We start from the raw sequence: 20,768 nt of genomic DNA on the forward strand, positions 1-20,768 counted from the left end.
GTTTCATCCATGAGCGATAGCCTCGTGGTGCCGCCAGGCGAAGTCGAACTGACCGCCGTGCGCGCGCAAGGCGCGGGCGGTCAGAGCGTCAACAAGGTATCGAGCGCGATTCACTTGCGCTTCGACATCCGCGCGTCGTCGCTGCCGGAGCACATCAAGGCGCGGCTGCTCGCGCTGTCCGACAGCCGCGTCACGCGCGAAGGCGTGATCGTCATCAAGGCGCAGGAGCATCGCACGCAGGACATGAATCGCGCGGCGGCGCTCGCGCGTCTCGACGAGATGATCCGAAGCGTGAGCGTCACCCGGCGCAAGCGCATCGCGACCAAGCCGACGCGGGCGTCGCAGGTGCGCCGCGTCGAAGGGAAGGTCAGGCGGGGAGCGGTGAAGGCGGGGCGGGGCGCGGTGCGCGGCGAATAGGGCGGCGATTAGGCGGCGATCAGGCGGCGATCACGCGGCGATCAGGCGGCGATCAGGCGGCGAGCGGCGCGTCGCTGTTCACTCACCGCGCTATTGCTGCCGCGTGGGAAAGCGCGTCGGCTTCACGGTTCCGTCATGGGAGGACGCAATCACCGAGCGATGCCGCGCCGCCCGAAAAACGGCACGTGCTTGACGATTCCCGTCGCGAGCGCCGTGCCGACCAGCACGACAGCGCACCCTTCCAGCATCACGAGCGATACGTGCTCGTTCAGGAACAGCGCGCCCCAGAGAATGCCGAACAGCGGAATGACGAACGTGACCGTCATGGCGCGAGCAGGCCCCGCTGCGGCCACGAGCCGGAAGTACAGAAAATAGGCGATGCCCGTGCAGCACACGCCCAGCGCAATCACCGCCGACCACGCGTGCGCGGAGACCGGCGTCGCGGGCCATGTCAGCAGGGCGATCGGCGCGAGCGTGACGGTCGCACCGATCATGCTGCCAGCGGCGTTGGTGGTCGCGTCGACGTCCATCAGATACTTCTTCGCGAAATTGCCCGCCACGCCATACAGCGCCGATGCGGCGAGCGCCGCAGCGGCCGCCAGCATGCCGCGCACGGGCAGTCCGGCGGAGGCCGTGCCGTCCGTCGCGATCTGGTTCCACACGAGCAGCAGCACGCCCGCGAAGCCGATGGCCATGCCGATGCTGCGCATGGTGGTCAGCCGGTCCTTCAGCCACACGTAGGCGACGAGCGCGCCCCAGAGCGGCGTCGTCGCGTTGATGACGGACGTCGCGCCTGCCGACAGCGTCAATTCCGCGAACGCGAACAGGCAGAACGGCGCGGCCGAATTGAGAATGCCGACCACGAAAAGCGGCAGCGCGCGCCGGCGCATCGCGCCGAGGGTGGCGGTCACGTTGCGGCGCGCAAGCAGCATCGCGATGAGAAACAGCGCACCGATGCCCCGACGCGCACGGCCATGAGCGGCGCGACGCCGAACTCGGCGACGCCCACGCGGATGAACAGAAAGGATGCGCCCCACAACGCGGCGAGCACGATCAATTGCAACAAGTTGGCGATGGACATGACGATGGACTTCGAGACTACGTATTAAAAGTCCGCGCATGTTAGCACCGCGCCGCGCGCCGAAGAACGCGCCTTCGATGAGGCCGCAAGATGCGGGATCAGTGCGGCGGGATCATCCACGTCAGCACGTTTTGCTGCAGCCAGACGAGCACGCCGAGGATTACCGTCAGCAGAATCGAATGCTTGAAGGTGCGCGCGAACACGAGCCCTTCCTTGCCCTTGAGGTCGGTCGTCGCGACGCCGGTCGAGATATTTTGTGGCGAGATCATCTTGCCCATCACGCCGCCGGAGGAATTCGTCGCGGCCATCAGCACGGGATTGAGATTGAGCTGATGCGCCGCCACCACCTGGAGGTTGCCGAAGAGCGCGTTGCCCGACGTATCGCTGCCGGAGAGGAAGACCGCCACCCAGCCGAGAAACGCGGACACGAGCGGAAAGAACGGTCCGACCGACGCGACGCCTAGGCCGAGCGTGTAGTTCATGCCCGAGTAGTTCATCAGATAGGCGAGGCCGACGATCGTCGCCACCGTGAGAATCGCGATGCGCGTCTGCACCCATGTGTTGACGATCGCCGCGCCGTATTCGCGTGCGGGCAACCGCACGAGCGCCGCCGTGATGATCGACGCGACCAGGATCGCAGTGCCCGTCGCGAGCGGCTGGAAGTCCCAGATCGCGCCGTATGGCTGGTTGTACAGCGTGATGTAGACGGCCTTGTCTAGACCGGGCCAGGCGACCTTCACATCGCCGATGAGGAAGATCTTGGCGACCGTCCACACGATCACCACCAGCGACACGACGATCCACGGCAACCAGCCTTGTCCGCCGGAAATCGCCGCGCGCGTCTCGCCGAGACGACCGACATTCACGGCGAAACGCTCATCGGCGGCGGGCTTCCAGACGCGCAGGAACGCGATCGTCAGAATCAGCGAGACGAGCGAGGAGAGCACGTCGGTCAGCGCATAGCTGATGTAGTTCGACGTGACGTATTGCGTGAGCGCGAAGCTCGCGCCCGATACGAGCAGCACGGGCCACACGCGCAGCATGTTGCGAAAGCCGGCGTAGATGCCGATCACGTAGAACGGCAGGAAGAACGCGAAGAACGGCAACTGGCGGCCGACCATCTTGGCGAGGGCGTCCGTGGGAAGGTGCGTGACCGCGCCGAGCACGGTGATCGGCACGCCGAGGGCGCCGAAGGCCACCGGCGCGGTATTGAAGATCAGCGTGAAGGTGAGCGCTTCGAGCGTGGGGAAGCCGAGCAGGATCAAGAGCGAACTGGTGATGGCGATCGGCGTGCCGAAGCCCGAGATGCCTTCGAGCAGCGCGCCGAACGAGAATCCGATGACGACCAGCACGATGCGCCTGTCGTTCGGCAGGTTTTCGACCATCCAGAGGCGGAAGGCTTCGAAGCGCCCGGAGCGTTGCGCGACGTTGTAGAGCAGGATCGCGGCGAACACGATCCACATCACCGGCCATAGGGCGAAGACCGCGCCGGCGGCGATCGAGTTGAGCGCGAGCCTGACCGGAAAGTGCCACGCGGCCACCGCGATGACGAGCGCGACGATCAGCCCGGCCATCGACGCCTGCCAGGCGGGGCGGCGCGCCCAGCCGAGCAGCACGAGCACGACGGCGATCGGCAGCGCCGCGACGATGAACGACAACGCGAGCGAATTGGCGACGGGCGTAAGCAGTTGATGGAACATCGAGGTCTCCTTGTCGGCAGGCGGCGGCGAGCCGCGAGGCGCGTGGGATTTCTTCGATGCTTCGGCGGCTTTAAGCGACCGCGTAACGCGCAGCCTAAGAATAGGTGACCGATGGCCTCCGTCAAGCGGGAAATGTTCTTATCGGCCGTTACGCGTTTTGTCGTTCAGCGAGAGACGCCTTCAGCCTTCGACGGCCGCGGCGGGAGCCGTATCGTCGTGGCTCGCAAGAGGCGCCTGGCGGAACACCCATACGGTGAGGAGCGCGAGAGAAGCGAGCATCCACAGCAGAAAGAACACAAAAGCCATCATGTCAGGTCCCCGAGAGCGATGGTTTCGCGACGGCGTCTTACCGTCGCGTTGCGCGAATGAGGGACCTGAATAGCCAGAACCGTGCCAATTGTCTGGCGAATCGGGCGGAAGGCTTGTCGGAAAAGGACGAGAGCGCTCGCATTGAAACGCCAGGAAGGCGCGCGCGAGCGAAATTATCGGAAAATGTTGCAGGTCTGTTACGCCGCAAGCCATAAGCGGCGCGAAAGCGGCCGTTTCTGTAACGTTCGCGAAAAGCGGGGGCCGCTGCGATTCAGTGTCGGCCGCCGCCGTGACCGCCGCCGTAGCCGCCGCGGCCGCCGTGCCACCCGCTGTCGCCGCCATGCCAGCCACCGCCGCCATGCCCGCCGCCGTGCCACCCGTGCCCGCCGCCCCAGCAGCATCCGCCGCCCCAGTATCCGAACCCGATGGATATCGCCGGATAACGATAGCCGTAATAGGCGGGGTACGCCGCATAAGCAGGATAAGGCGCGTAATACGGATACGACGGGTAAGCGGGCACCGCGTAGTACTCCGTCATCGGCACCTGCGCGGTCGAGTATGTCGCTCCGGGCACCGTCGCCGCCGATGCGCCGGACGCGCCCTGTGCGGGCAACGCGAATTCGCGTTGCGCATACGCCGTGGGCACGGTCGAGTAATAGGCGCCGGGATAATCCGGATAGGGCGGGTAATAGCATCCGCTGACGAACGCTCCGGCAGCGATCGCGGCGACGGTGGCCTTGTGTCTGTTGATGATGCGGGCGGGACTCATGGTGCTGCTCCTTGCGTGCGGCTTGCCGGACTCTTGACTCAGGCGGGTCCTTTCAGAGGAGCTTACTCGATCGTTTTGCGATACGCGCCTGAGCGCACGTGAAAAAGTATCGCTGGAACCGCGTCTTGTAACAGGTCTGAAACAGCGGCGCGGTCAGGACCCGTCGCGCCGCTCGTATAAGGCTCGTTACTTGCCGACCTGATTGCCGATGATCCCGCCGACCGCCGCGCCGCCGAGCGTCGAAAGCGCGCTGCCGCCGATCACCGCCCCGCCCGCTGCGCCGACGCCCGCGCCGATCGCGGTATCGCGCTGACGGGTGGTCATGCTGTCGCAGCCGGTCACGCCGGCCAGAAGTGCTACGACCATTGCAGCGGCGCCGATTTGTTTGATGTTTTTCATGTTGACTCTCCAATACGATGATGAGATGAAACGGCTGCGGCTCGCACGGAACGGCGCCGCATAGGCTCGCCGGTTCATAGGGTGATGAGCAGGAAAGGTGCCTGGAGGTCCGCATGGTTGAGTAAGTTGACGGAGATAACTGACTATGAGCACTTAATTTTGCAGAGTTACTGCTCAAAGGCGAGGTAATGGGGAGCCTCAAGAACTGCAGTTATTAAACTCGACGCTGTCGCCGTGGAAGCAACTAGCGGACAATGGGACGTGATGCGTACACCAAGCTCTGACAGAGGCCCCGATCCAACGTATGGGACTGCGGTTCAACGCTTTCCAGATATCAACGAAACCGTTGCAGTGAATCACGCGGATACCCTTAGAGCGCTTAAAACGCGTCTCAAAGAAGGCGACAGTGCATGGGCCATTATGGGACGTTTGATCAGAGAGAGGATGCATGAGGCGACTTAGATGTCTTTTCTTCACCATCTTGCTGTTGCTCCTGCCTGGATGCAAGGCGTCCGAGTATCCCCTCGCTATTTACAGAATCGAGGGCCTGGATTATTACATGGTCAAAGTGTATTTCCGCGCACCTAAGGATGATTTGGCCGAAGAGCGGAACCTTTTACCCTGCGTCTCTGGAGATGGTGAGCCGGGGCGTTTCTACCAAGACAAGCAGTCTGGTCTTGAATTCGGAGGGTCGATTGAGCCGCTTGGACAAGATGGTAGCCAATTCCTCTATTCTTCAGTATTAGTAGCTTCCATCTACGAACGGAGGTAAGGAATTGGAAGGATATCGACAGGGCTAGCATGTTAGATGGACTCCGGAAGACAGAGAAGCTGTCGTGCCGCGGAACTATTATCATGCGCCTGACTTGTCGCAAGTAACGGAAATAAAATCGAGCGTTCTTTTGCGGTCCTATGGTAAATAATGATGCTTGTTACGGTGCAATAGTTGTCCGCAACCGAGCAGGAGCCTCGCCTGAACGGGTTATAACAAGTGGTATGCCATGAAAGGAATCGTTGGCGCAGCGGAAATCGCTTAGTCATGTAAGCCTTTAAGGCTGCTTTTGATTCTTGAGACATAGGAGAGGGCGGGCTGTCCGGGACCTTCCGTGCGTTGGCTCTTGTGCGTGGAACGAATGCGCTCGCTGACCGCTATCGATACGCCCCAGTCGCATCCGTGCAACTATTAGTGGCAATAGTGGCGCGGTGCATGAAAGGGGACAAAACGGCCCGCCGCAATGGACATGCGACGGGCCGCCAGATGAGTGCCTCAAGTCGGCTGATAAATCTCCGCGCCCTTCTTCACGAACTCGATCGCCTTCGTCTGCATGCCGTGCGTAAGCGCATCGGTTTCGCTGACGCCTTGCTTCGCCGCGAAGTCGCGCACGTCCTGCGTGATCTTCATCGAGCAGAAATGCGGCCCGCACATCGAGCAGAAATGCGCGACCTTGGCCGAATCCTTGGGCAGCGTTTCATCGTGGAATTCGCGCGCCTTGTCCGGATCGAGGCCCAGATTGAACTGGTCTTCCCAGCGGAATTCGAAGCGCGCCTTCGATAGCGCGTTGTCCCGCACCTGGGCGCCCGGATGACCCTTGGCCAGATCGGCCGCGTGCGCCGCGAGCTTGTAGGTGATGATGCCTTCCTTCACGTCGTCCTTGTTCGGCAGGCCGAGGTGCTCCTTCGGCGTGACATAGCAGAGCATCGCGGTGCCGAACCAGCCGATCATCGCAGCGCCGATGCCCGACGTGATGTGGTCGTAGCCCGGTGCGATGTCCGTCGTCAAGGGTCCGAGCGTATAGAAGGGCGCCTCGTCGCACCATTGCAGCTGCAGGTCCATGTTCTCCTTGATGAGCTGCATCGGCACATGGCCCGGACCTTCGATCATCACCTGCACGTCATGCTTCCACGCGATCTGCGTCAGCTCGCCGAGCGTCTTCAGTTCGCCGAGCTGGGCTTCGTCGTTGGCGTCGTAGATCGAGCCGGGACGCAGGCCATCGCCGAGCGAGAACGAGACATCGTATTGCTTCATGATTTCGCAGATGTCTTCGAAGTGCTCGTAGATGAAGCTCTCCTTGTGATGCGCGAGGCACCACTTCGCCATGATCGATCCGCCGCGCGACACGATGCCCGTCATGCGGTTCGCCGTCAGCGGCACGTACTGCAGCCGCACGCCGGCGTGGATCGTGAAGTAATCGACGCCTTGCTCGGCCTGCTCGATCAGCGTGTCGCGGAAGATGTCCCACGTGAGGTCTTCGGCTTTGCCGTTGACCTTCTCCAGCGCCTGGTAGATCGGCACGGTGCCGATCGGCACCGGCGAATTGCGGATGATCCACTCGCGCGTCTCGTGGATATGCTTGCCGGTCGACAGGTCCATCACCGTGTCGCCGCCCCAGCGGATGGCCCACGTCATCTTGTTGACTTCCTCGCCGATCGATGACGTCACCGCCGAATTGCCGATGTTCGCGTTGATCTTCACGAGGAAGTTGCGGCCGATGATCATCGGCTCGCTCTCCGGGTGATTGATGTTCGCCGGGATGATCGCGCGGCCGCGCGCGACTTCCTCGCGCACGAACTCGGGCGTGATCGCCTTCAGCGCGTCCTTGCCGAACGCCGCCGCGCCGAACGCCTGGCCGGGATGCTGGCGGCCCATCATCTGCGCGAGCTTCTCGCCGTTCGGGCCGCTCGCCTTCAGGCTCTCGAGATACTCGGCGCGGCGCTGGTTCTCGCGGATCGCGATGAACTCCATCTCCGGCGTGACGATGCCGGCGCGTGCGTAGTGCATCTGCGTGACGTTATTGCCGTCGCGTGCGCGGCGCGGCTTGCGATGCAGGCCGGGAAAGCGCAGCTCGGCGGTCTTCGGATCGGCGGCGCGCTCGCGGCCGAATTCGCTCGACAAGCCTGCGAGCTCCTCCGTGTCGCCGCGCTTGTCGATCCAGCCGGCGCGCAGCGCGGGCAGGCCCGAGCGGATGTCGATGCGCGCGTCGGGATCGGTGTACGGACCCGACGTGTCGTACACGTACACCGGCGGATTCTTCTCGCCGCCGAAGCCGTCGGGCGTGTCCGACTGCGTGATTTCGCGCATCGGCACGCGGATGTCCGGCGTCGAGCCGCTCACGTAGACCTTGCGCGAGTTGGGCAGCGGCGCGATGGCGGCCGCATCGACGACGGCGTTTTCGGACAGAAACTTCGGATTGGCATTCATGTGCTGTATGTCTCCTGCAGGGACGAAAATTTCAGCGCGAGCATGAGGAAGCCCGGCTGACTCAGGAGCTAAACAGGGAGGAACGAGATGGAAAGGTGCGGGCGCTGAAGATGCGGCGGAAGGTCTTGTCAAAGCCGCAGTGCCCGAACGCTTCCCTGCGCTGGCATTATCCAGATCAGGTTCAAAGGGTATTTCTCACCCACGTGGCACGGGCGATTCGACCGGTGACGCCAATTCGAAATCGCGATGTGCAGCGCAGGACCCCCGCGTTAGCAGCCGCCACGATACACCGCACCGTGGTGCGTTGACAACCATCCCGAAATAGCCCGCTTCGCGCGGTGCCGTTCCTGCATAATGGCGGGCGCCGCGTTTTAGGTAGTTACCCGAAGCGCGGTTTCGCGACCGCCGCCGCTCGCCGTTTGCCTGTCCTCGTTCGCCTCTCGACCGCACTTCGTTCGCTTCGTCATGCCGCTGTGTCTTCATCGTCCTGCACCGTCGTGCGGGCGTCGCACTTCGCGTTCTTCGGCCGTTTCCGCATGCGCCACGCGCAACGCGGCTTTCGCGGAGTGAGCATGTCCACTTCCACGCCGCGTCTGCCGTTCTCGTTTCCCGATCGCTTTCCGTTTCGCGCGCCTCGCTCCTTCAGGGGACAAGTCGTGCTCGCGCTCGCTGTCGTGTATCTCGTCTGGGGATCGACCTATCTCGGGATACATCTGGCGCTCGAATCGTTTCCGCCGCTGATGCTCGGCGGGCTGCGCAATCTGTTCGCGGGCATCGGGCTGTTCGCCATCGGCATGCATCGCAAGGCGGTGCTGCCGAACGCGCAGGAAGTGCGCAACGCGGCGATCGTCGGCACCTTGCTCGAGGGTCTGTCGAGCGGGATGATGGCTTACGGCATGCGCACGGTCGGCACCGGCACGGCGGCGGTGATGGTGGCGACCGTGCCGCTCTTTGCGACGATCTTCACCGCGCTCGCCGGCCGGGGCGTGGCGAAAGGGGAGTGGTTCGCAGTGGCGCTGGGGCTCGTCGGCATCGTCGTGCTGAATCATGGCGACCCTTCGCCCGGTTCGACGCACGGCACGCTCGCGATCCTCTGCGCCGCAATCTTCTGGGCGGGCGGCGCACATCTCGCTGGGCGGCTGCGGCAGCCGTCCGATCTGCTGATGTCGACTGCGCTGCAGATCGGCCTCGGCGGTCTGATCGCGACGGGCATCGCGTTCCTGGCGGGCGAGCGTGTCACGCATGTGGGACCCGGCGCGGGCGTGTCGTTTCTGTATCTCGTCGTGATCGGATCGATGGCCGCGTACGTCGCTTACAACTTCCTGATCCGCCATACGAGCACGATCATCGCGACGAGTTGCCTCTATGTGAACCCGATCGTCGCGGTGCTGCTGGGGGCGGTGCTGCTCGGCGAGGTGATCACGCAATGGACGGTCGTTGCCACCGTCGTCATTCTGATCAGCGTGAGCTTGTCGTTCTGGTTTGACTCCGGAAGGGGACGACTCCCGCCGGACGCGGGTTGAAGATAAGGAAAGCCCCTGCTTAAGATCGCGGAAAAATTCAGCGATTCTTTCAAAAATTAAGCGATGGGTAATCTCTGGTTTTAGTGCCAGAGGACCGTTCACCAACATCGCCGAGAACAGTGTATGGGCGTGTAGGCAATCTCATTTCGAAGCCATTTCGACGTCCGGCGATGCTTCAGCCTTACTCGTACTGGAGGATGAAGTCGAGCTTAGTCGTCACTTTCCGGAACTTGTCAATCAGTTAACCCTGGACGCATTCGTTCAGAACCACCCGAACTGCGACGTTCTGTTCCTGGACTGTGTCTCGTTCAGCCCGCAGGCCCCGTTTCTACTTTCGTTAAGCGAAACTCAGATGAGAGATCGGGTGCGGACCGATATTTCAGCTGACCTCAGGCATCAATTTCGGAGCGTGAGTATCATCGATGCCCGCGGCGTGTACGCATATTGCGCCGCCAGCTACATTGTGACTCCGAAGGGGAAGCAAGTGTTGCGTCAGCTCTTCGCGGAGAGCTGCGACGTCAGAACGGCAGTGGACATTCTTTATCGGGATTGGATAGCGAGTGGGAGACTGGTCGCAAACGTGACCATTCCATTCTTAGCCACTCCGCCATTTCTAAACGCTTCGACCATCCCTTATGAGAAGCTCGCTTCTTCTGTCGGTAATGAAAAAGAATTGCTGCTCGCCAACGCGATACGGCGTTTGCTTTTTGCCGGCGATCACCAAATCGATCTGACTGAAATAGGCTCGATGCTTCGGGGAGCCGATAGCTCGAAGGAATACAAGCTGGGCATGCAGTTTTATGAAGCGTGCCGGTCGTTCCTGACCTCCGTTGTCGTGCCGTGACCAACCAGTGTCACAGGCTTCGCTCGGTCGCCTCAAGGCGTGTCGTCGAAGCGAATTAGACAGCCTTGGTTTGGAGCCCAACGGCGCAAAAAATCAATGCCCGCCGCGCAAGGCGGCGGGAACTTAGAAGCTACTGGCCGAACAAGCTCGTAACCGCGACCGGCTTACTTATGCTCTTCGGCCGAGTTGTGGATAGCTTGGCCGCCCTTCGAAATATCCTGGCCCGCGCCCGAGATGGTGTTGCAGCCCGCGAGCGCGGCCGTGCCGGCGATCAGCAGCATGGCGATGATTCGAGTCATATTCATTCCCCTTGATGTGAAATGGCGTGGTTGATCGTGTCTGGATTGGCCGCTGATCGTTGCGTGGGCCTCACCGGTGGTAACAATCATAAAAAATGCAGGTCGGCCTCCGCTGTAGGCACACATGCGTTTTTCTCGTCAGCGGCGTCCGTACTTCTCGTCGGCATCGTCCTACGCGGCGGAACGCGCCGGCGGTAACGCGGCGTCGTCATGGACGCGTTCGCGCGGCATCGACACGTGAATGCTCGTGCCATGCGGCTTCGCCCGCTCGATCTCGAAGCGCCCGCCGCGTGCCGACACGCGTTGCCGCATGCCGACGAGTCCGTGCGTGTGCGTCCGCTTCAAATCCTGCGGCCGGATGCCGACGCCGTCATCGGCGATATGCAGCGACACGGTCGCCTGATCCATCGTCAGCGCCACGCTGATGTTGCTCGCGCGCGCATACTTCGCCGCGTTCGTCAGCGTTTCCTGCGCGACCCGGAAGAGCGCAATCTCGATGGCTTCGCCGAGCTTCGGGTCTTCATCGGGCAAGTCGAACGACACCGTCCAGTTGTTGCGCTGCGCGGCTTCATCGACGAGCGCACGCAGCGCCGTCACAAGGCCGAAGTTCGCGAGCACGGTCGGCCGCATGTCTTCGATGATGCGCCGCTTGAGCGCGATGCCCTGATCGAGATTGCCGATGGCGCGCGTGAGTTTCTCGGCCATCGCCGGTTCCGTTTCGCGGAGCTTGCCGCGCACCCACGCGACGTCCATCTTGCTCGCGGTGAGAATGGAACCCAGCTCGTCATGCAGTTCGCGGGCCAGTTCCGTCTTCTCGTTCTCGCTCACGGACTGCAGGTGCCATGCGAGCGCTTCGAGTTGCCGCGTGCGCTCGAAGACGAGTTGATCCAGCTCTTCCTGCTGCGTGATGAGCTCGCGCTGCACGCGATCCTGCTTGTCCAGCTGAATGCCGAGATTGCGAAAGAGCAGCAGGAACAACACGATGTTCAGCGCGCATAACGCGCCGACGCAAAGCGTGGAGATGCGCTGATCGGCGCGGCTCGCATCGAGTGCGTGCTGGGCGCGTTGTTCCTCGTTGAGACGCAGCAGGGAGAGAGCCGCGCCGAGCGTGGCGTCGTCGGATGCGGGCAGGGCTTCCGGCTGCGAGGGCGCCGCGAGCCGCGCGGCGCCTCGCTCGATCTCCTCGTTCGCCGCAGCGCTGATCTGCGCGAAGCTGGCAAGCGCGGTGTCGTCGCCGATGCGTCGATAGTAGGCATCGAGCGTCGCGAGGGCGCGGCGCACGTGCGCCGTCGTTTGCTCGAATTGCGCCTTGTAGGCCGGTTCCGGTTGCAGTGCGAACGCGCGTCCTTGCGCGGACAGCGTCGCGATATCGGCGGCGAGCGCGGAGAGGTCGGCGGTTGCGCTCTTGGCATCCAGCGCCGTCTCATATTCGGCCGCGATTCGCATGCGCCCCGACTCCAGTATCACGAGGCCGCCGACTGTGATGACGATCGCCACCGTCATCGCGACAAGCCAGCTGTAGCGGCGCATCCAGTCGTTGATGCGGGCAAGGCCGGGAAGCGGCGGTGTCGGCGCTTCGTCGTGGGAGATGCGCGGCAGCACGGCGCGGGGAGCGTGGCTCATAGAGTGGTTTCAGGCATCGCGGGGCGGCGGATGGTCCGTCCGCGCGAGCCAATTGAAAGCTGATGTCGGTGGATTCTCACAGCAAAAAAGGAGCCAGCCCGAATGCGCGCGCCGCAGCGCATCGTTAGGATGGGCTCACCATCCATTCCTACGGGGAAAGATCATGCTGAAGTGGGCACTGTTCTTTGCGATCGTCGCCGTGATCGCCGGTCTTCTCGGCTTCACGGGCGTCGCGGCGGGCGCGGCGACCATCGCCAAATTTCTGTTCGTGCTGTTCCTGATCCTGTGCGTCGTGTTTCTGGTGCTGGGCTTCGTCATCACCAAGAAAGCGATCGATTAGCAGGCCTGGATTCGCTCACGGCGGCCCGTGGCGTCACGCCATAGCGCCGCCTCATGCGATGACAGGCACGCTCGAAGAGGAGGTTTCATGCTGCACTACGCCGCCGTTTTCTTCGTGATCGCGATCATTGCCGCGGTGTTCGGATTTACAGGCATCGCGGCGGGCGCGGCGGAAATCGCGAAGATCCTGTTCTATATTTTTTTGGTCGTATTCGTCGTTACGCTGTTGCTCGGCGTATTCAAGACATGACGGCCGCGCCGCTCCGATGGAGCGGTTTCATTCCGACAGTTCTGTGAGCGGGCACGGTGCGTGCATCGAAGACGTTCATCGGATAGCGGCGCGCTATGAGCCGCAGGCGCGGCCTGTGTAACCGCTACCGTCCACTACCATCCCACAGGAGCCAATCAAATGTCCAATTCGTCTGCTGTAACCGCCGCGCCGGGCCAATCCTCGGACGCCTTCGTCCTCGATGTCGAAAAGATCCGGAACGACGCGCGCCAGCACATGGACGAGGGCCCGGTCACGTCGACGTATAGCGCCGATCGCGAGACCGTGCTGAAGCTGCTCAACGACGCGCTCGCGACCGAATGGGTCTGCACGCTGCGCTACAAGCGCCACTATTTCATGGCGAAGGGCATTCACTCGGAAGCCGTCGCACAGGAATTCGCCGAGCACGCGACCGAGGAGCAGGAACACGCCGACATGCTCGCGGAACGCATCGTCCAGTTGGGCGGCGAGCCGAACTTCGCGCCGGACAGCCTCAAGTCGCGCGCGCACTCGGAGTACAAGGAAGGCGCGGACCTCATCGACATGATCCGCGAGAACCTCATTGCGGAGCGGATTGCGATCGATACCTATCGCGAGATCATCCGTTATCTCGGCGACAAGGATGTCACCACGCGCCGCATCTTCGAAGAGATTCTGGCGGTCGAAGAGGAGCACGCCGACGACATGGCCGATCTGCTCGAAGGCCGTAACGGCTGATGCGTCGGCGCGATGCGGGCACGAGCGAGACCGCGCATCGCGCTTCTGCGATGCATGCGTAAAATGACCGTTCACTCATTACAGCAGCGCGGACGGCCTGAATGATTCGAGTCTTGATAGCCGACGATCATGCGATCGTGCGCAGCGGGTTCAGGCAGTTCGTCGCCGACGAACCCGACATGGAAGTGGCGGCCGAGGCATCGACCGGCGACGAAACGATCGCGCTCGTGCGCGAGCAGGCCTTCGATGTGGTGCTGCTCGACATCGCGATGCCCGACAAGAACGGCGTCGATACGTTGCGCGTCATCAAGCAGATCCGGCCGCAGCAGGGCGTGCTGATGCTGTCGGGCTTTCCCGAGAGCCAGTACGCGATCAACCTGCTGAAGGCGGGCGCGAACGGCTATCTGAACAAGGACGCCGCGCCCGACGAGATCGTCCGGGCGATTCGCACGGTGGCGCGCGGGCATCGTTACTTGTCGGAGTTCATCGCCGATGCGCTCGCCGACAAGCTCGACAAGCCCGCGGCGGACCGGCCGCACGAGACGCTGTCGGAGCGCGAGTTCCAGATCTTTTGCAAGCTCGCGGGCGGCCGCATTCCGACGGAGATCGCGCAGGAGCTGCATCTGTCGGTGAAGACGGTGAGCACGTATCGGGCGCGCGTGCTGGAGAAGATGCGGCTGTCCAACAACGCCGATCTCACGTATTACGCGATCAAGAACGGATTGATCGAATAACGCAGCGTTTCGTTTGCGACGAGGATGCAGTAAAGCGGAGGATGCCCGCCGTGGGCCACATCATCATCGACGATTCGGCAGAGCAGCACAGACCGCGCGGCGGGCCGCTCGCGGTGCTGCTGATCGAGGATTCGCCGCTGATCCGCCGCAGTCTCACGGAGGCGATCGAAGCGCTCGGCCCGTGGCGCGTGACCGCTTTCGCCGATGCGCCGCAGGAGGCCATCGCGTTGCTGTCGTCGCAGGCCTTCGATGTGGTGATCGTCGATCTGCAACTGAAGCGCGGCTCGGGCATCGACGTGCTTGCGTGGCTCAAGGAAGCGAACGCATCGCGACTCGCGAACGATGCGTTCGTGGTCGTGCTGACGAATCATGCGCTGCCGGCTTATCGCGAAAGGTGCCTGCAGTACGACGTGCGGCATTTCTTCGATAAATCGCTCGAGTTCGATCGCGTGCTCGATGCGCTGGAGGAATGGGGAAGGGAGAGGGTTTGAGCGCCCTTTAACGCGCGGCTCGTTTCCGAACCGCGAGGCATCATTCTTCGCTGACCCGTCCCGCTCCACTGCGCGCATCCAGCCGTCCCTCGCGCCCGCGCCAGTGGCTGAACCCCGCCAGCCCGGTCGCCGCAAGCCCGACGACGCACACGCCGGTCCATCCCATCGCCTGCCAGGCGAGCGACGCCAGCGCCGATCCCGCCGCGCCGCCGATGAAGTACGCCACCATATAAACCGTGTTGACGCGGCTGCGCGCCTCGGGCTTCAGCGCGTAGATGCGCGACTGGTTGGAAATCTGCGCGGCCTGCACGCCGACATCGAGCACGATCACGCCGATGACAAGCCCCGCGATGCTCCTCGCCGACCGCGCGAACACGACGAACGACACCGCGACGAGCACGATCGACAGCGTGATGACCGCCCGCGGCCCGCGCTTGTCCGCCGACTTGCCCGCAAGCGGCGCGGCTAATGCACCCGCCGCACCGACGATGCCGAACAGTCCCGCCGCCTGCGGTCCCATATGAAACGGCTCTCCCGCGAGCAACAAGGTCAGCAGCGACCAGAACGCGCTGAAGCCGGCGAAAAGCGCGCCGCCCGTCAGCGCGGCCTCGCGCAGCGCGGCGCTCTCGGCGGTCAGATGCCACATCGACGCGAGCAGCTTGCCGTAGGAGAGCGTCGAGGTCGGACAGCTTTTGGGCAGCCGCATCATCACGACTGCCGCGAGCGCGATCGTCGCCGCCACCGACGCCGCGAACACCGCGCGCCAGCCGAAATACTCCGCGACGAAACCGGATACCGTGCGCGCGAGCAGGATGCCGAGAAGCAGCCCGCTCATCACGGTGCCGACCGCGTGGCCTCGCTCGGCGGCGGGCGCAAGCTCGGCGGAGAAGGGCACCGCCTGCTGCGCAATCGTCGATACGACGCCTATCGCGAGACTCGCCGCGACCAGCACCGCGAGCGTCGGCGCGGCGCTCGCCACGATGAGCGCAACGCCCAGCGCCGCGAGCTGCATGAGGATCAGCATGCGCCGGTCGAAGCGGTCACCGAGCGGCGCGAGCATCAGCATGCCGAACGCATAGCCGAGTTGCGTCGCGGCCGGCACCGCGCCGATCAGGTAGGTGCTTCCCGGAAACGACGCCCGGAAATCGCCGAGCAGCGGCTGATTGAAGTAGATGTTGGCCACCGATACGCCCGCGATCGTCGCGAGCAGCCAGAGCGTCGCGCGCGAGTAGTGCGGATGGCGCTCGGGCGTAGGGTGGTGAGAGGAGTGTTGCGGCTGATGCGATGACGCGGACATGGTTCGTTCCGTCGGACGGGCAGGAGGGCGGCGTGCGGCAAGCCGCCGATCATACTGGAGACCGAAGCGCTTTGCTGACCGTGCGGGCGTGCTTACTGGTCGTCGTCGGCCGGGGGCTTGGGTGCGAGCTTCGCCGGGGCGAGCCACTGGAACGTGGTCAGCGTGTTGTCGCTGAACGTGCATTCAGCGGCGGCGGGGGTGTCGGCGGTTTTCGTGGCGGGCGGCTTCGGCGGCGTGTCGATCGTGCCGTGCACGACGACGCGTGAGCCATGCATGGCCGCGCTCGAGCCGGTGAGCTTCAGCGGCGCGCTTGCGGCGTCCGGATAATCGGCGCGCATGCGGTCCTTGCACGCATCGATGTTGCGATAGTAGGACGTGCAGCCGGCCAGAAGCGCGATTGGAACCGAGAGAAGCAGAAGCAGGCGGGAGCGAGTGTTCATCGATGGAACCGGTCGATGCCCGATGCGGGGCGGGCATCGGAGCGAGATAGGAATTGGCGGCGAAGCTTTATAACACGCGCCACGCACTTGTTCGACGCTCGGGCGCGGTAGCACAATCGGCGGAAGCGATTCTCGACGATGCAGAGGCGGGCATGCAAAAGGACATCGAAGTGGGCGATTACATGCTCGCCATGAGCGCGGTCCCGAAGCCGCGTCCGGGTGATGGCGAGACTGAGGCGTGCGTCGAAGGTTACGTGATCCGGGTGCGGATCACGCGCGCCGATGGCCGACCGGTACACGGCTCGACGCTCGCGGACGATTCAGGGGAAATGACGGGCGATCACGGACCCTTCGAAACCGTCGCGCAGGCGATGGCGCATGGCGAGGCGTGGGGCCGGCATTATGTGGCGCGGGTGTTGGGGCATGGCGTGTAGCCACGCGTGTCACGAGTGCAGGGACGTGCGCTGGTGCCGGGGACCGGACTCGAACCGGCAAGCCTTGCGGCGGCGGATTTTAAGTCCGCTATGTTTACCAATTTCATCACCCCGGCAGAGCCGACGCGATTCTACCATCGCATCCGGCCGTGCCAAAACGCCGCGAACGCCCGCTGTATTGCCCGCTGTATCGCCCGCGCGGGCTTATTGAAAGCCATTCGACAACCTCACGCGCCTCCCGCATAATCGCCGACTGTTCCGCCTTCGCTCGATCGAAGCCAACACGAGAGGACATGCAATGGGCAAGACCCGGCTCGAAGCGTTCAGCGATGGCGTCATCGCCATCATCATCACGATCATGGTGCTGGAACTCAAAGTCCCGCACGGCGAAGACTTCGGCGCGCTCGTGCCGCTCCTTCCGGTGTTCGCCGCCTACGTGCTCAGCTTCATTTACGTCGGCATCTACTGGAGCAACCATCACCATCTGCTGCACGCGATCAAGCGCGTCAACGGCACCGTGCTGTGGGCCAACCTGCATCTGCTTTTCTGGCTGTCGCTCTTTCCGTTCACGACGAACTGGATGGGCGAGAACCATCTCACCGCCGTCCCCACTGCCTGCTACGGCTTCGTGCTCTTCATGACGGCCGTTGCGTACTACATCCTGACGCGCGCGCTCATTTCGATGCACGGCGAGAATTCGCCGCTCGAACGCGCGCTCGGCGCCGATCGCAAGGGCAAGGTTTCCGTGCTGCTGTATCTCGCCGCCATCGCGGCATCGTTCTGGCAGCCGTGGCTCGCCGCCGCGATCTATGCGCTCGTCGCGGCCGTCTGGCTCGTGCCGGATCGGCGCATCGAACGCATGCTGCTCACCGAAGAACAGTAAGCGCGCGATGCGCATCGGCCTCATCTCCGACACCCACAACCTCGTGCGTCCCGAAGCGCTCGACGCATTGCGCGACTGCGAGCACATCATCCATGCGGGCGATATCTGCAGGCGCGAAGTCCTCGATACGCTCGCGGCTCTCGCGCCGCTCACCGTCGTGCGTGGCAATAACGATACCGGCGAGACCGTCGCGACGTTGCCCGAACATGCGCGCATCGAACTGGGCGGCGCGACGATCCACGTCGTCCACGATATCGCCGACGTGCCCGAAGAACTGCATGGAGTCGATGTCGTCGTGACCGGGCATTCACACAAGCCGGTCGTTGCGCGCCGCGGCGGCGTGCTGTTCGTCAACCCCGGCAGTGCGGGGCCGCGACGCTTCAGGTTGCCGGTGACTGTCGCGTTGCTGGAAATCGACGCAGACACAGAAGCCATCGACGCACGCATCGTCACGCTCATCGCGTAGATAGCAAAAGGGCCGGCGCGTGACACGCCGGCCCTTCGTCATTCGGATGAACGCGATCGCTTATGCGCGAGCGGCGTTATCGAACATCGAGTCGTCCATCTCGGCTGCCTCGCGATGACCGCGCAGGATCGCATGCGCTTCCGAATGCGACGCCACTGCGGGCGGCGAGCCCTTCAGCGGCTTCTTCGCCGTCTCGTGGAGCGCAAGCACCGACACGATGCCGATCACCGATGCGCCCATCAGATAGTACGCGGGCATCATCAGCATGCCGGTCTTGTCGACGAGCCATGCCGTCACGAGCGGCGTCGTGCCGCCGAACAGCGACACCGACACGTTGAAGCCGATCGCGAGCGCGCCGTAACGAATCTTCGTCGGGAACAGCGCCGGCAGCGACGAGGGCATCACGCCCGTAAACGTTGACAGCAGCGCGCCAAGAATCATCATTCCCGCGAACACCGAAGCCACCGAGCCGACGCGGATCAGCGAAAGCGCCGGAATCGACAGCACCAGCAAGCCGACGCAGCCCGCCAGCATCACCGGCTTGCGGCCGATCGTATCCGAGAGACGTCCCGCGAGCAGCGTGAGCGGCACCATCAGCACCATCACGACCAGCACGATGAAGAGGCCATGCGTCTCGTTGAACTTGAGCGTCGCCGACAGATAGCTCGGCAGATACGACAGCGCCATGTAGTCCGTCACGTTGAAGATCAGCACGAGGCCGACGCATTGCAGAAGCGGCTTCCATTGCTGCACGAGCGTTTCGCGGAACTGCGTCTTCGTCGACTGGTGCGCGGCGGCTTCCATCTTGTCCGCTTCGCGCTGGAACGCCGGCGTCTCTTCGAGCTTCATCCGGATATAAAGACCGATCAGACCGAGCGGACCCGCGATCATGAACGGAATGCGCCAGCCCCAGCCAAGCAGCGTTTCCTGCGACATGACAGCGGTCATCACCGCCACCACGCCCGCGCCGAGCACATAGCCGACGAGCGTGCCGCATTCGAGGAAGCTCGACATGAAGCCGCGCTTCTTGTCCGGCGAGAATTCGGCGATGAACGTCGCCGCGCCGCCGTACTCGCCGCCGGTCGAGAAGCCTTGCACGAGGCGCGCGACGAGCAGCAGCACGGGCGCCATCACGCCGATGCTGTCGTAGCTCGGAATCAGGCCGATACAGAAGGTGCCGATGGCCATCATGATCATGGTCATCGCGAGCACGCGCTTGCGGCCGATGCGGTCGCCGAGCGGGCCGAACACCATGCCGCCGAGCGGACGCACGAGAAAGGCGGCCGCGAAGGTGCCGAAGGTCGCGAGCAACTGCGCGGTCGGGCTGCTCGACGGGAAGAAAACCTTGCCGAGCGTCACGGCGATGTAGCTATACACGCCGAAGTCGAACCATTCCATCGCATTGCCGATGGCCATTGCGCCGACAGCGCGCTTGAGAAGGGATTGATCGACGATGGTGATGTCGTCGAGCGTGAGGTCGCTGGTTGCGTCGGACGTCTTGTGAGTGCGCCAAAGGCCGTCGTGTAGGGCGGTCATACGTTGAAAAGCTCCGTGTTCAAGTGCCCGGTGCGCGCGCGAAAACGGCTCGCGAAAAGCGTCGGGCGCGCCGGAAAGCAGCGCGTATTGCCGGATAGTGCAGTTTCGTGACGGCGCCGCAGCGCATTCGGATCGTCGGAACGAAAGCCAGGGGCTTTCCGCAGCGCCGGACGCGATGGACCGAAGCTGAGGCTCGAATGGAAAACACGGTGCCGATGCCTCGCGGCGAAAGTCGCGAAATTGCACTCGGGATGAAACAAACGAATTTGACGTGCGGACGGCGAACTCGGGAAGCTGCCGCGGGTGGAACCGCTACGTCGGCGAATTACAAGGCTCGGAACGAAAAAGGCCGGCGTGCGCGTGAAGCGCTAAAACCGACAAGCCTCTTTGTATAAAAACTGTCACTACCACGCATTGGCCGATTCGTACCGAATCATGCGATATGGCCGGCTGCTGCGCGTGAATGATGGTGAATTGCTGTTGATAACGAGCGAGATAATAACACGATGACAGACGATGTGCAAACCGACCCGCGACACGGCGCGCTCGCGGATGGCCGCATCCCTTGTCCAGCCTAGGATTGCGCCTAGTCGCGTCTCATGTTTTGAGCGCCTATTTCAGAGTCAGCGGACAACAAAAAACCGACCACGGCGAGTCGGTTTTTTCGGTCGAGCGGGGAGTTGGTTCAGCTTTGCGGCGGCACGTAGCCGGAAGCGGTGTCGGCGCCTTCGCCGAAGAAGTACTTCTCCGTCTGTTTGATCAGATACTGGCGCGCGCGCGGGTCGGCCATATTCAGGCGATTCTCGTTGATGAGCATCGTCTGCTGCTTGAGCCAGCCTTGCCACGCTTCCTTCGAGACCGTTTCATAGATGCGCTTGCCGAGCTCGCCCGGCAGCGGCGGAAAATCCAGTCCCTCGGCTTCCTTGCCGAGCTTGGCGCATTGAACCATTCGGGCCATCGTGTTCTTTCTCCTTCCTGTATTTGGGGTGCGGGACGCGCT

The 20,768-nt window shown here is 63.1% G+C and carries 22 protein-coding genes, 1 tRNA gene, 1 pseudogene and 1 riboswitch; of the genes and pseudogenes, 11 read left to right on the top strand and 13 right to left on the bottom strand.

Going from position 1 to position 20,768, the window contains the following annotated elements; all coding sequences use genetic code 11:
- Positions 1–9 precede the first annotated feature (9 nt).
- Positions 10–417 carry an alternative ribosome rescue aminoacyl-tRNA hydrolase ArfB gene (gene arfB, locus P9255_RS24050; protein WP_309790533.1) on the top strand — a complete coding sequence of 136 codons (408 nt, stop codon included), beginning with the start codon at positions 10–12 and terminating at the stop codon, positions 415–417.
- Positions 418–566: 149 nt separating this feature from the next.
- Here arfB and P9255_RS24055 read toward each other — a convergent pair.
- From P9255_RS24055 to thiC, 6 genes and pseudogenes are all read right to left on the bottom strand, one after another.
- A pseudogene (locus P9255_RS24055) lies at positions 567–1,498 on the bottom strand (DMT family transporter).
- 98 nt (positions 1,499–1,596) lie between these two features.
- Positions 1,597–3,198: an L-lactate permease gene (locus P9255_RS24060; RefSeq protein WP_309790534.1), complete on the bottom strand. Its 1,602-nt coding sequence runs from the start codon at positions 3,196–3,198 to the stop codon at positions 1,597–1,599.
- A 180-nt stretch (positions 3,199–3,378) separates the two neighbouring features.
- A complete protein-coding gene (locus tag P9255_RS24065; protein WP_309765199.1) occupies positions 3,379–3,507 on the bottom strand; it encodes a hypothetical protein in 129 nt (42 codons plus the stop codon).
- 271 nt (positions 3,508–3,778) lie between these two features.
- The gene (locus P9255_RS24070) at positions 3,779–4,276 is read right to left on the bottom strand and encodes a hypothetical protein (RefSeq protein ID WP_309765198.1); all 498 of its coding nucleotides are present in this window, start codon (positions 4,274–4,276) and stop codon (positions 3,779–3,781) included.
- A 186-nt stretch (positions 4,277–4,462) separates the two neighbouring features.
- A complete protein-coding gene (locus P9255_RS24075; protein ID WP_309765197.1) occupies positions 4,463–4,675 on the bottom strand; it encodes a glycine zipper 2TM domain-containing protein in 213 nt (70 codons plus the stop codon).
- 1,267 nt (positions 4,676–5,942) lie between these two features.
- On the bottom strand, positions 5,943–7,874 hold the full coding sequence (gene thiC, locus P9255_RS24080; protein WP_309790535.1) for a phosphomethylpyrimidine synthase ThiC: 1,932 nt from the start codon (positions 7,872–7,874) through the stop codon (positions 5,943–5,945).
- 134 nt (positions 7,875–8,008) lie between these two features.
- A riboswitch (TPP riboswitch) is annotated at positions 8,009–8,150 on the bottom strand.
- 296 nt (positions 8,151–8,446) lie between these two features.
- On the opposite strand from thiC, the gene P9255_RS24085 reads away from it, so the two are divergent.
- Positions 8,447–9,397: an EamA family transporter gene (locus tag P9255_RS24085; protein ID WP_309765195.1), complete on the top strand. Its 951-nt coding sequence runs from the start codon at positions 8,447–8,449 to the stop codon at positions 9,395–9,397.
- 409 nt (positions 9,398–9,806) lie between these two features.
- Positions 9,807–10,241 (top strand): hypothetical protein, encoded by a 435-nt coding sequence (locus tag P9255_RS24090; protein WP_309765194.1) that lies wholly within the window; start codon positions 9,807–9,809, stop codon positions 10,239–10,241.
- Positions 10,242–10,405: 164 nt separating this feature from the next.
- Here the strand turns inward: P9255_RS24090 and P9255_RS24095 are convergent, their stop codons facing one another.
- Together P9255_RS24095 and P9255_RS24100 are read right to left on the bottom strand one after the other, a co-directional pair.
- Positions 10,406–10,540 (bottom strand): entericidin A/B family lipoprotein, encoded by a 135-nt coding sequence (locus P9255_RS24095; protein WP_309765193.1) that lies wholly within the window; start codon positions 10,538–10,540, stop codon positions 10,406–10,408.
- 171 nt (positions 10,541–10,711) lie between these two features.
- Positions 10,712–12,163 carry a sensor histidine kinase gene (locus tag P9255_RS24100; RefSeq protein ID WP_309765192.1) on the bottom strand — a complete coding sequence of 484 codons (1,452 nt, stop codon included), beginning with the start codon at positions 12,161–12,163 and terminating at the stop codon, positions 10,712–10,714.
- A gap of 163 nt (positions 12,164–12,326) precedes the next feature.
- Here P9255_RS24100 and P9255_RS24105 point away from each other — a divergent pair, with 163 nt between their 5' ends.
- The 5 genes from P9255_RS24105 to P9255_RS24125 all read left to right on the top strand — a co-directional run bounded on the left by P9255_RS24105 (position 12,327) and on the right by P9255_RS24125 (position 14,712).
- Positions 12,327–12,503, top strand: coding sequence for a DUF1328 domain-containing protein (locus tag P9255_RS24105; protein WP_035960959.1), 177 nt, complete (start codon positions 12,327–12,329; stop codon positions 12,501–12,503).
- 87 nt (positions 12,504–12,590) lie between these two features.
- Positions 12,591–12,752 (top strand): DUF1328 family protein, encoded by a 162-nt coding sequence (locus P9255_RS24110; RefSeq protein WP_309765191.1) that lies wholly within the window; start codon positions 12,591–12,593, stop codon positions 12,750–12,752.
- Between the two features lie 159 nt (positions 12,753–12,911).
- On the top strand, positions 12,912–13,487 hold the full coding sequence (locus tag P9255_RS24115) for a ferritin-like domain-containing protein (protein WP_309765190.1): 576 nt from the start codon (positions 12,912–12,914) through the stop codon (positions 13,485–13,487).
- A gap of 101 nt (positions 13,488–13,588) precedes the next feature.
- Entirely contained in the window at positions 13,589–14,221 is a 633-nt protein-coding gene (locus P9255_RS24120; protein ID WP_309765189.1) for a response regulator transcription factor, read from the top strand.
- A gap of 50 nt (positions 14,222–14,271) precedes the next feature.
- Positions 14,272–14,712: a response regulator gene (locus P9255_RS24125; protein ID WP_404980408.1), complete on the top strand. Its 441-nt coding sequence runs from the start codon at positions 14,272–14,274 to the stop codon at positions 14,710–14,712.
- Between the two features lie 40 nt (positions 14,713–14,752).
- Here P9255_RS24125 and P9255_RS24130 read toward each other — a convergent pair whose 3' ends face one another.
- Entirely contained in the window at positions 14,753–16,009 is a 1,257-nt protein-coding gene (locus tag P9255_RS24130; protein WP_309765188.1) for an MFS transporter, read from the bottom strand.
- Between the two features lie 92 nt (positions 16,010–16,101).
- Positions 16,102–16,449 carry a hypothetical protein gene (locus P9255_RS24135; RefSeq protein ID WP_309765187.1) on the bottom strand — a complete coding sequence of 116 codons (348 nt, stop codon included), beginning with the start codon at positions 16,447–16,449 and terminating at the stop codon, positions 16,102–16,104.
- Positions 16,450–16,502: 53 nt separating this feature from the next.
- On the opposite strand from P9255_RS24135, the gene P9255_RS24140 reads away from it, so the two are divergent.
- Positions 16,503–16,883, top strand: coding sequence for a hypothetical protein (locus tag P9255_RS24140; protein ID WP_309765186.1), 381 nt, complete (start codon positions 16,503–16,505; stop codon positions 16,881–16,883).
- Between the two features lie 31 nt (positions 16,884–16,914).
- Here the strand turns inward: P9255_RS24140 and P9255_RS24145 are convergent.
- Positions 16,915–16,999 (bottom strand) — tRNA-Leu (locus P9255_RS24145).
- A gap of 182 nt (positions 17,000–17,181) precedes the next feature.
- On the opposite strand from P9255_RS24145, the gene P9255_RS24150 reads away from it, so the two are divergent.
- Positions 17,182–17,766 (top strand): TMEM175 family protein, encoded by a 585-nt coding sequence (locus tag P9255_RS24150; protein ID WP_309790536.1) that lies wholly within the window; start codon positions 17,182–17,184, stop codon positions 17,764–17,766.
- A gap of 7 nt (positions 17,767–17,773) precedes the next feature.
- The gene (locus P9255_RS24155) at positions 17,774–18,232 is read left to right on the top strand and encodes a metallophosphoesterase family protein (RefSeq protein ID WP_309790537.1); all 459 of its coding nucleotides are present in this window, start codon (positions 17,774–17,776) and stop codon (positions 18,230–18,232) included.
- Between the two features lie 60 nt (positions 18,233–18,292).
- Here P9255_RS24155 and proP read toward each other — a convergent pair whose 3' ends face one another.
- Both proP and P9255_RS24165 read right to left on the bottom strand, forming a co-directional pair.
- A complete protein-coding gene (gene proP, locus P9255_RS24160) occupies positions 18,293–19,768 on the bottom strand; it encodes a glycine betaine/L-proline transporter ProP (protein WP_309765183.1) in 1,476 nt (491 codons plus the stop codon).
- Between the two features lie 685 nt (positions 19,769–20,453).
- Positions 20,454–20,726, bottom strand: coding sequence for an oxidative damage protection protein (locus P9255_RS24165; protein WP_061134749.1), 273 nt, complete (start codon positions 20,724–20,726; stop codon positions 20,454–20,456).
- Positions 20,727–20,768 lie beyond the last annotated feature (42 nt).

Origin of the sequence: Caballeronia sp. LZ019 (assembly GCF_031450825.1) — a bacterium.
Classification (GTDB): Bacteria; Pseudomonadota; Gammaproteobacteria; order Burkholderiales; family Burkholderiaceae; genus Caballeronia.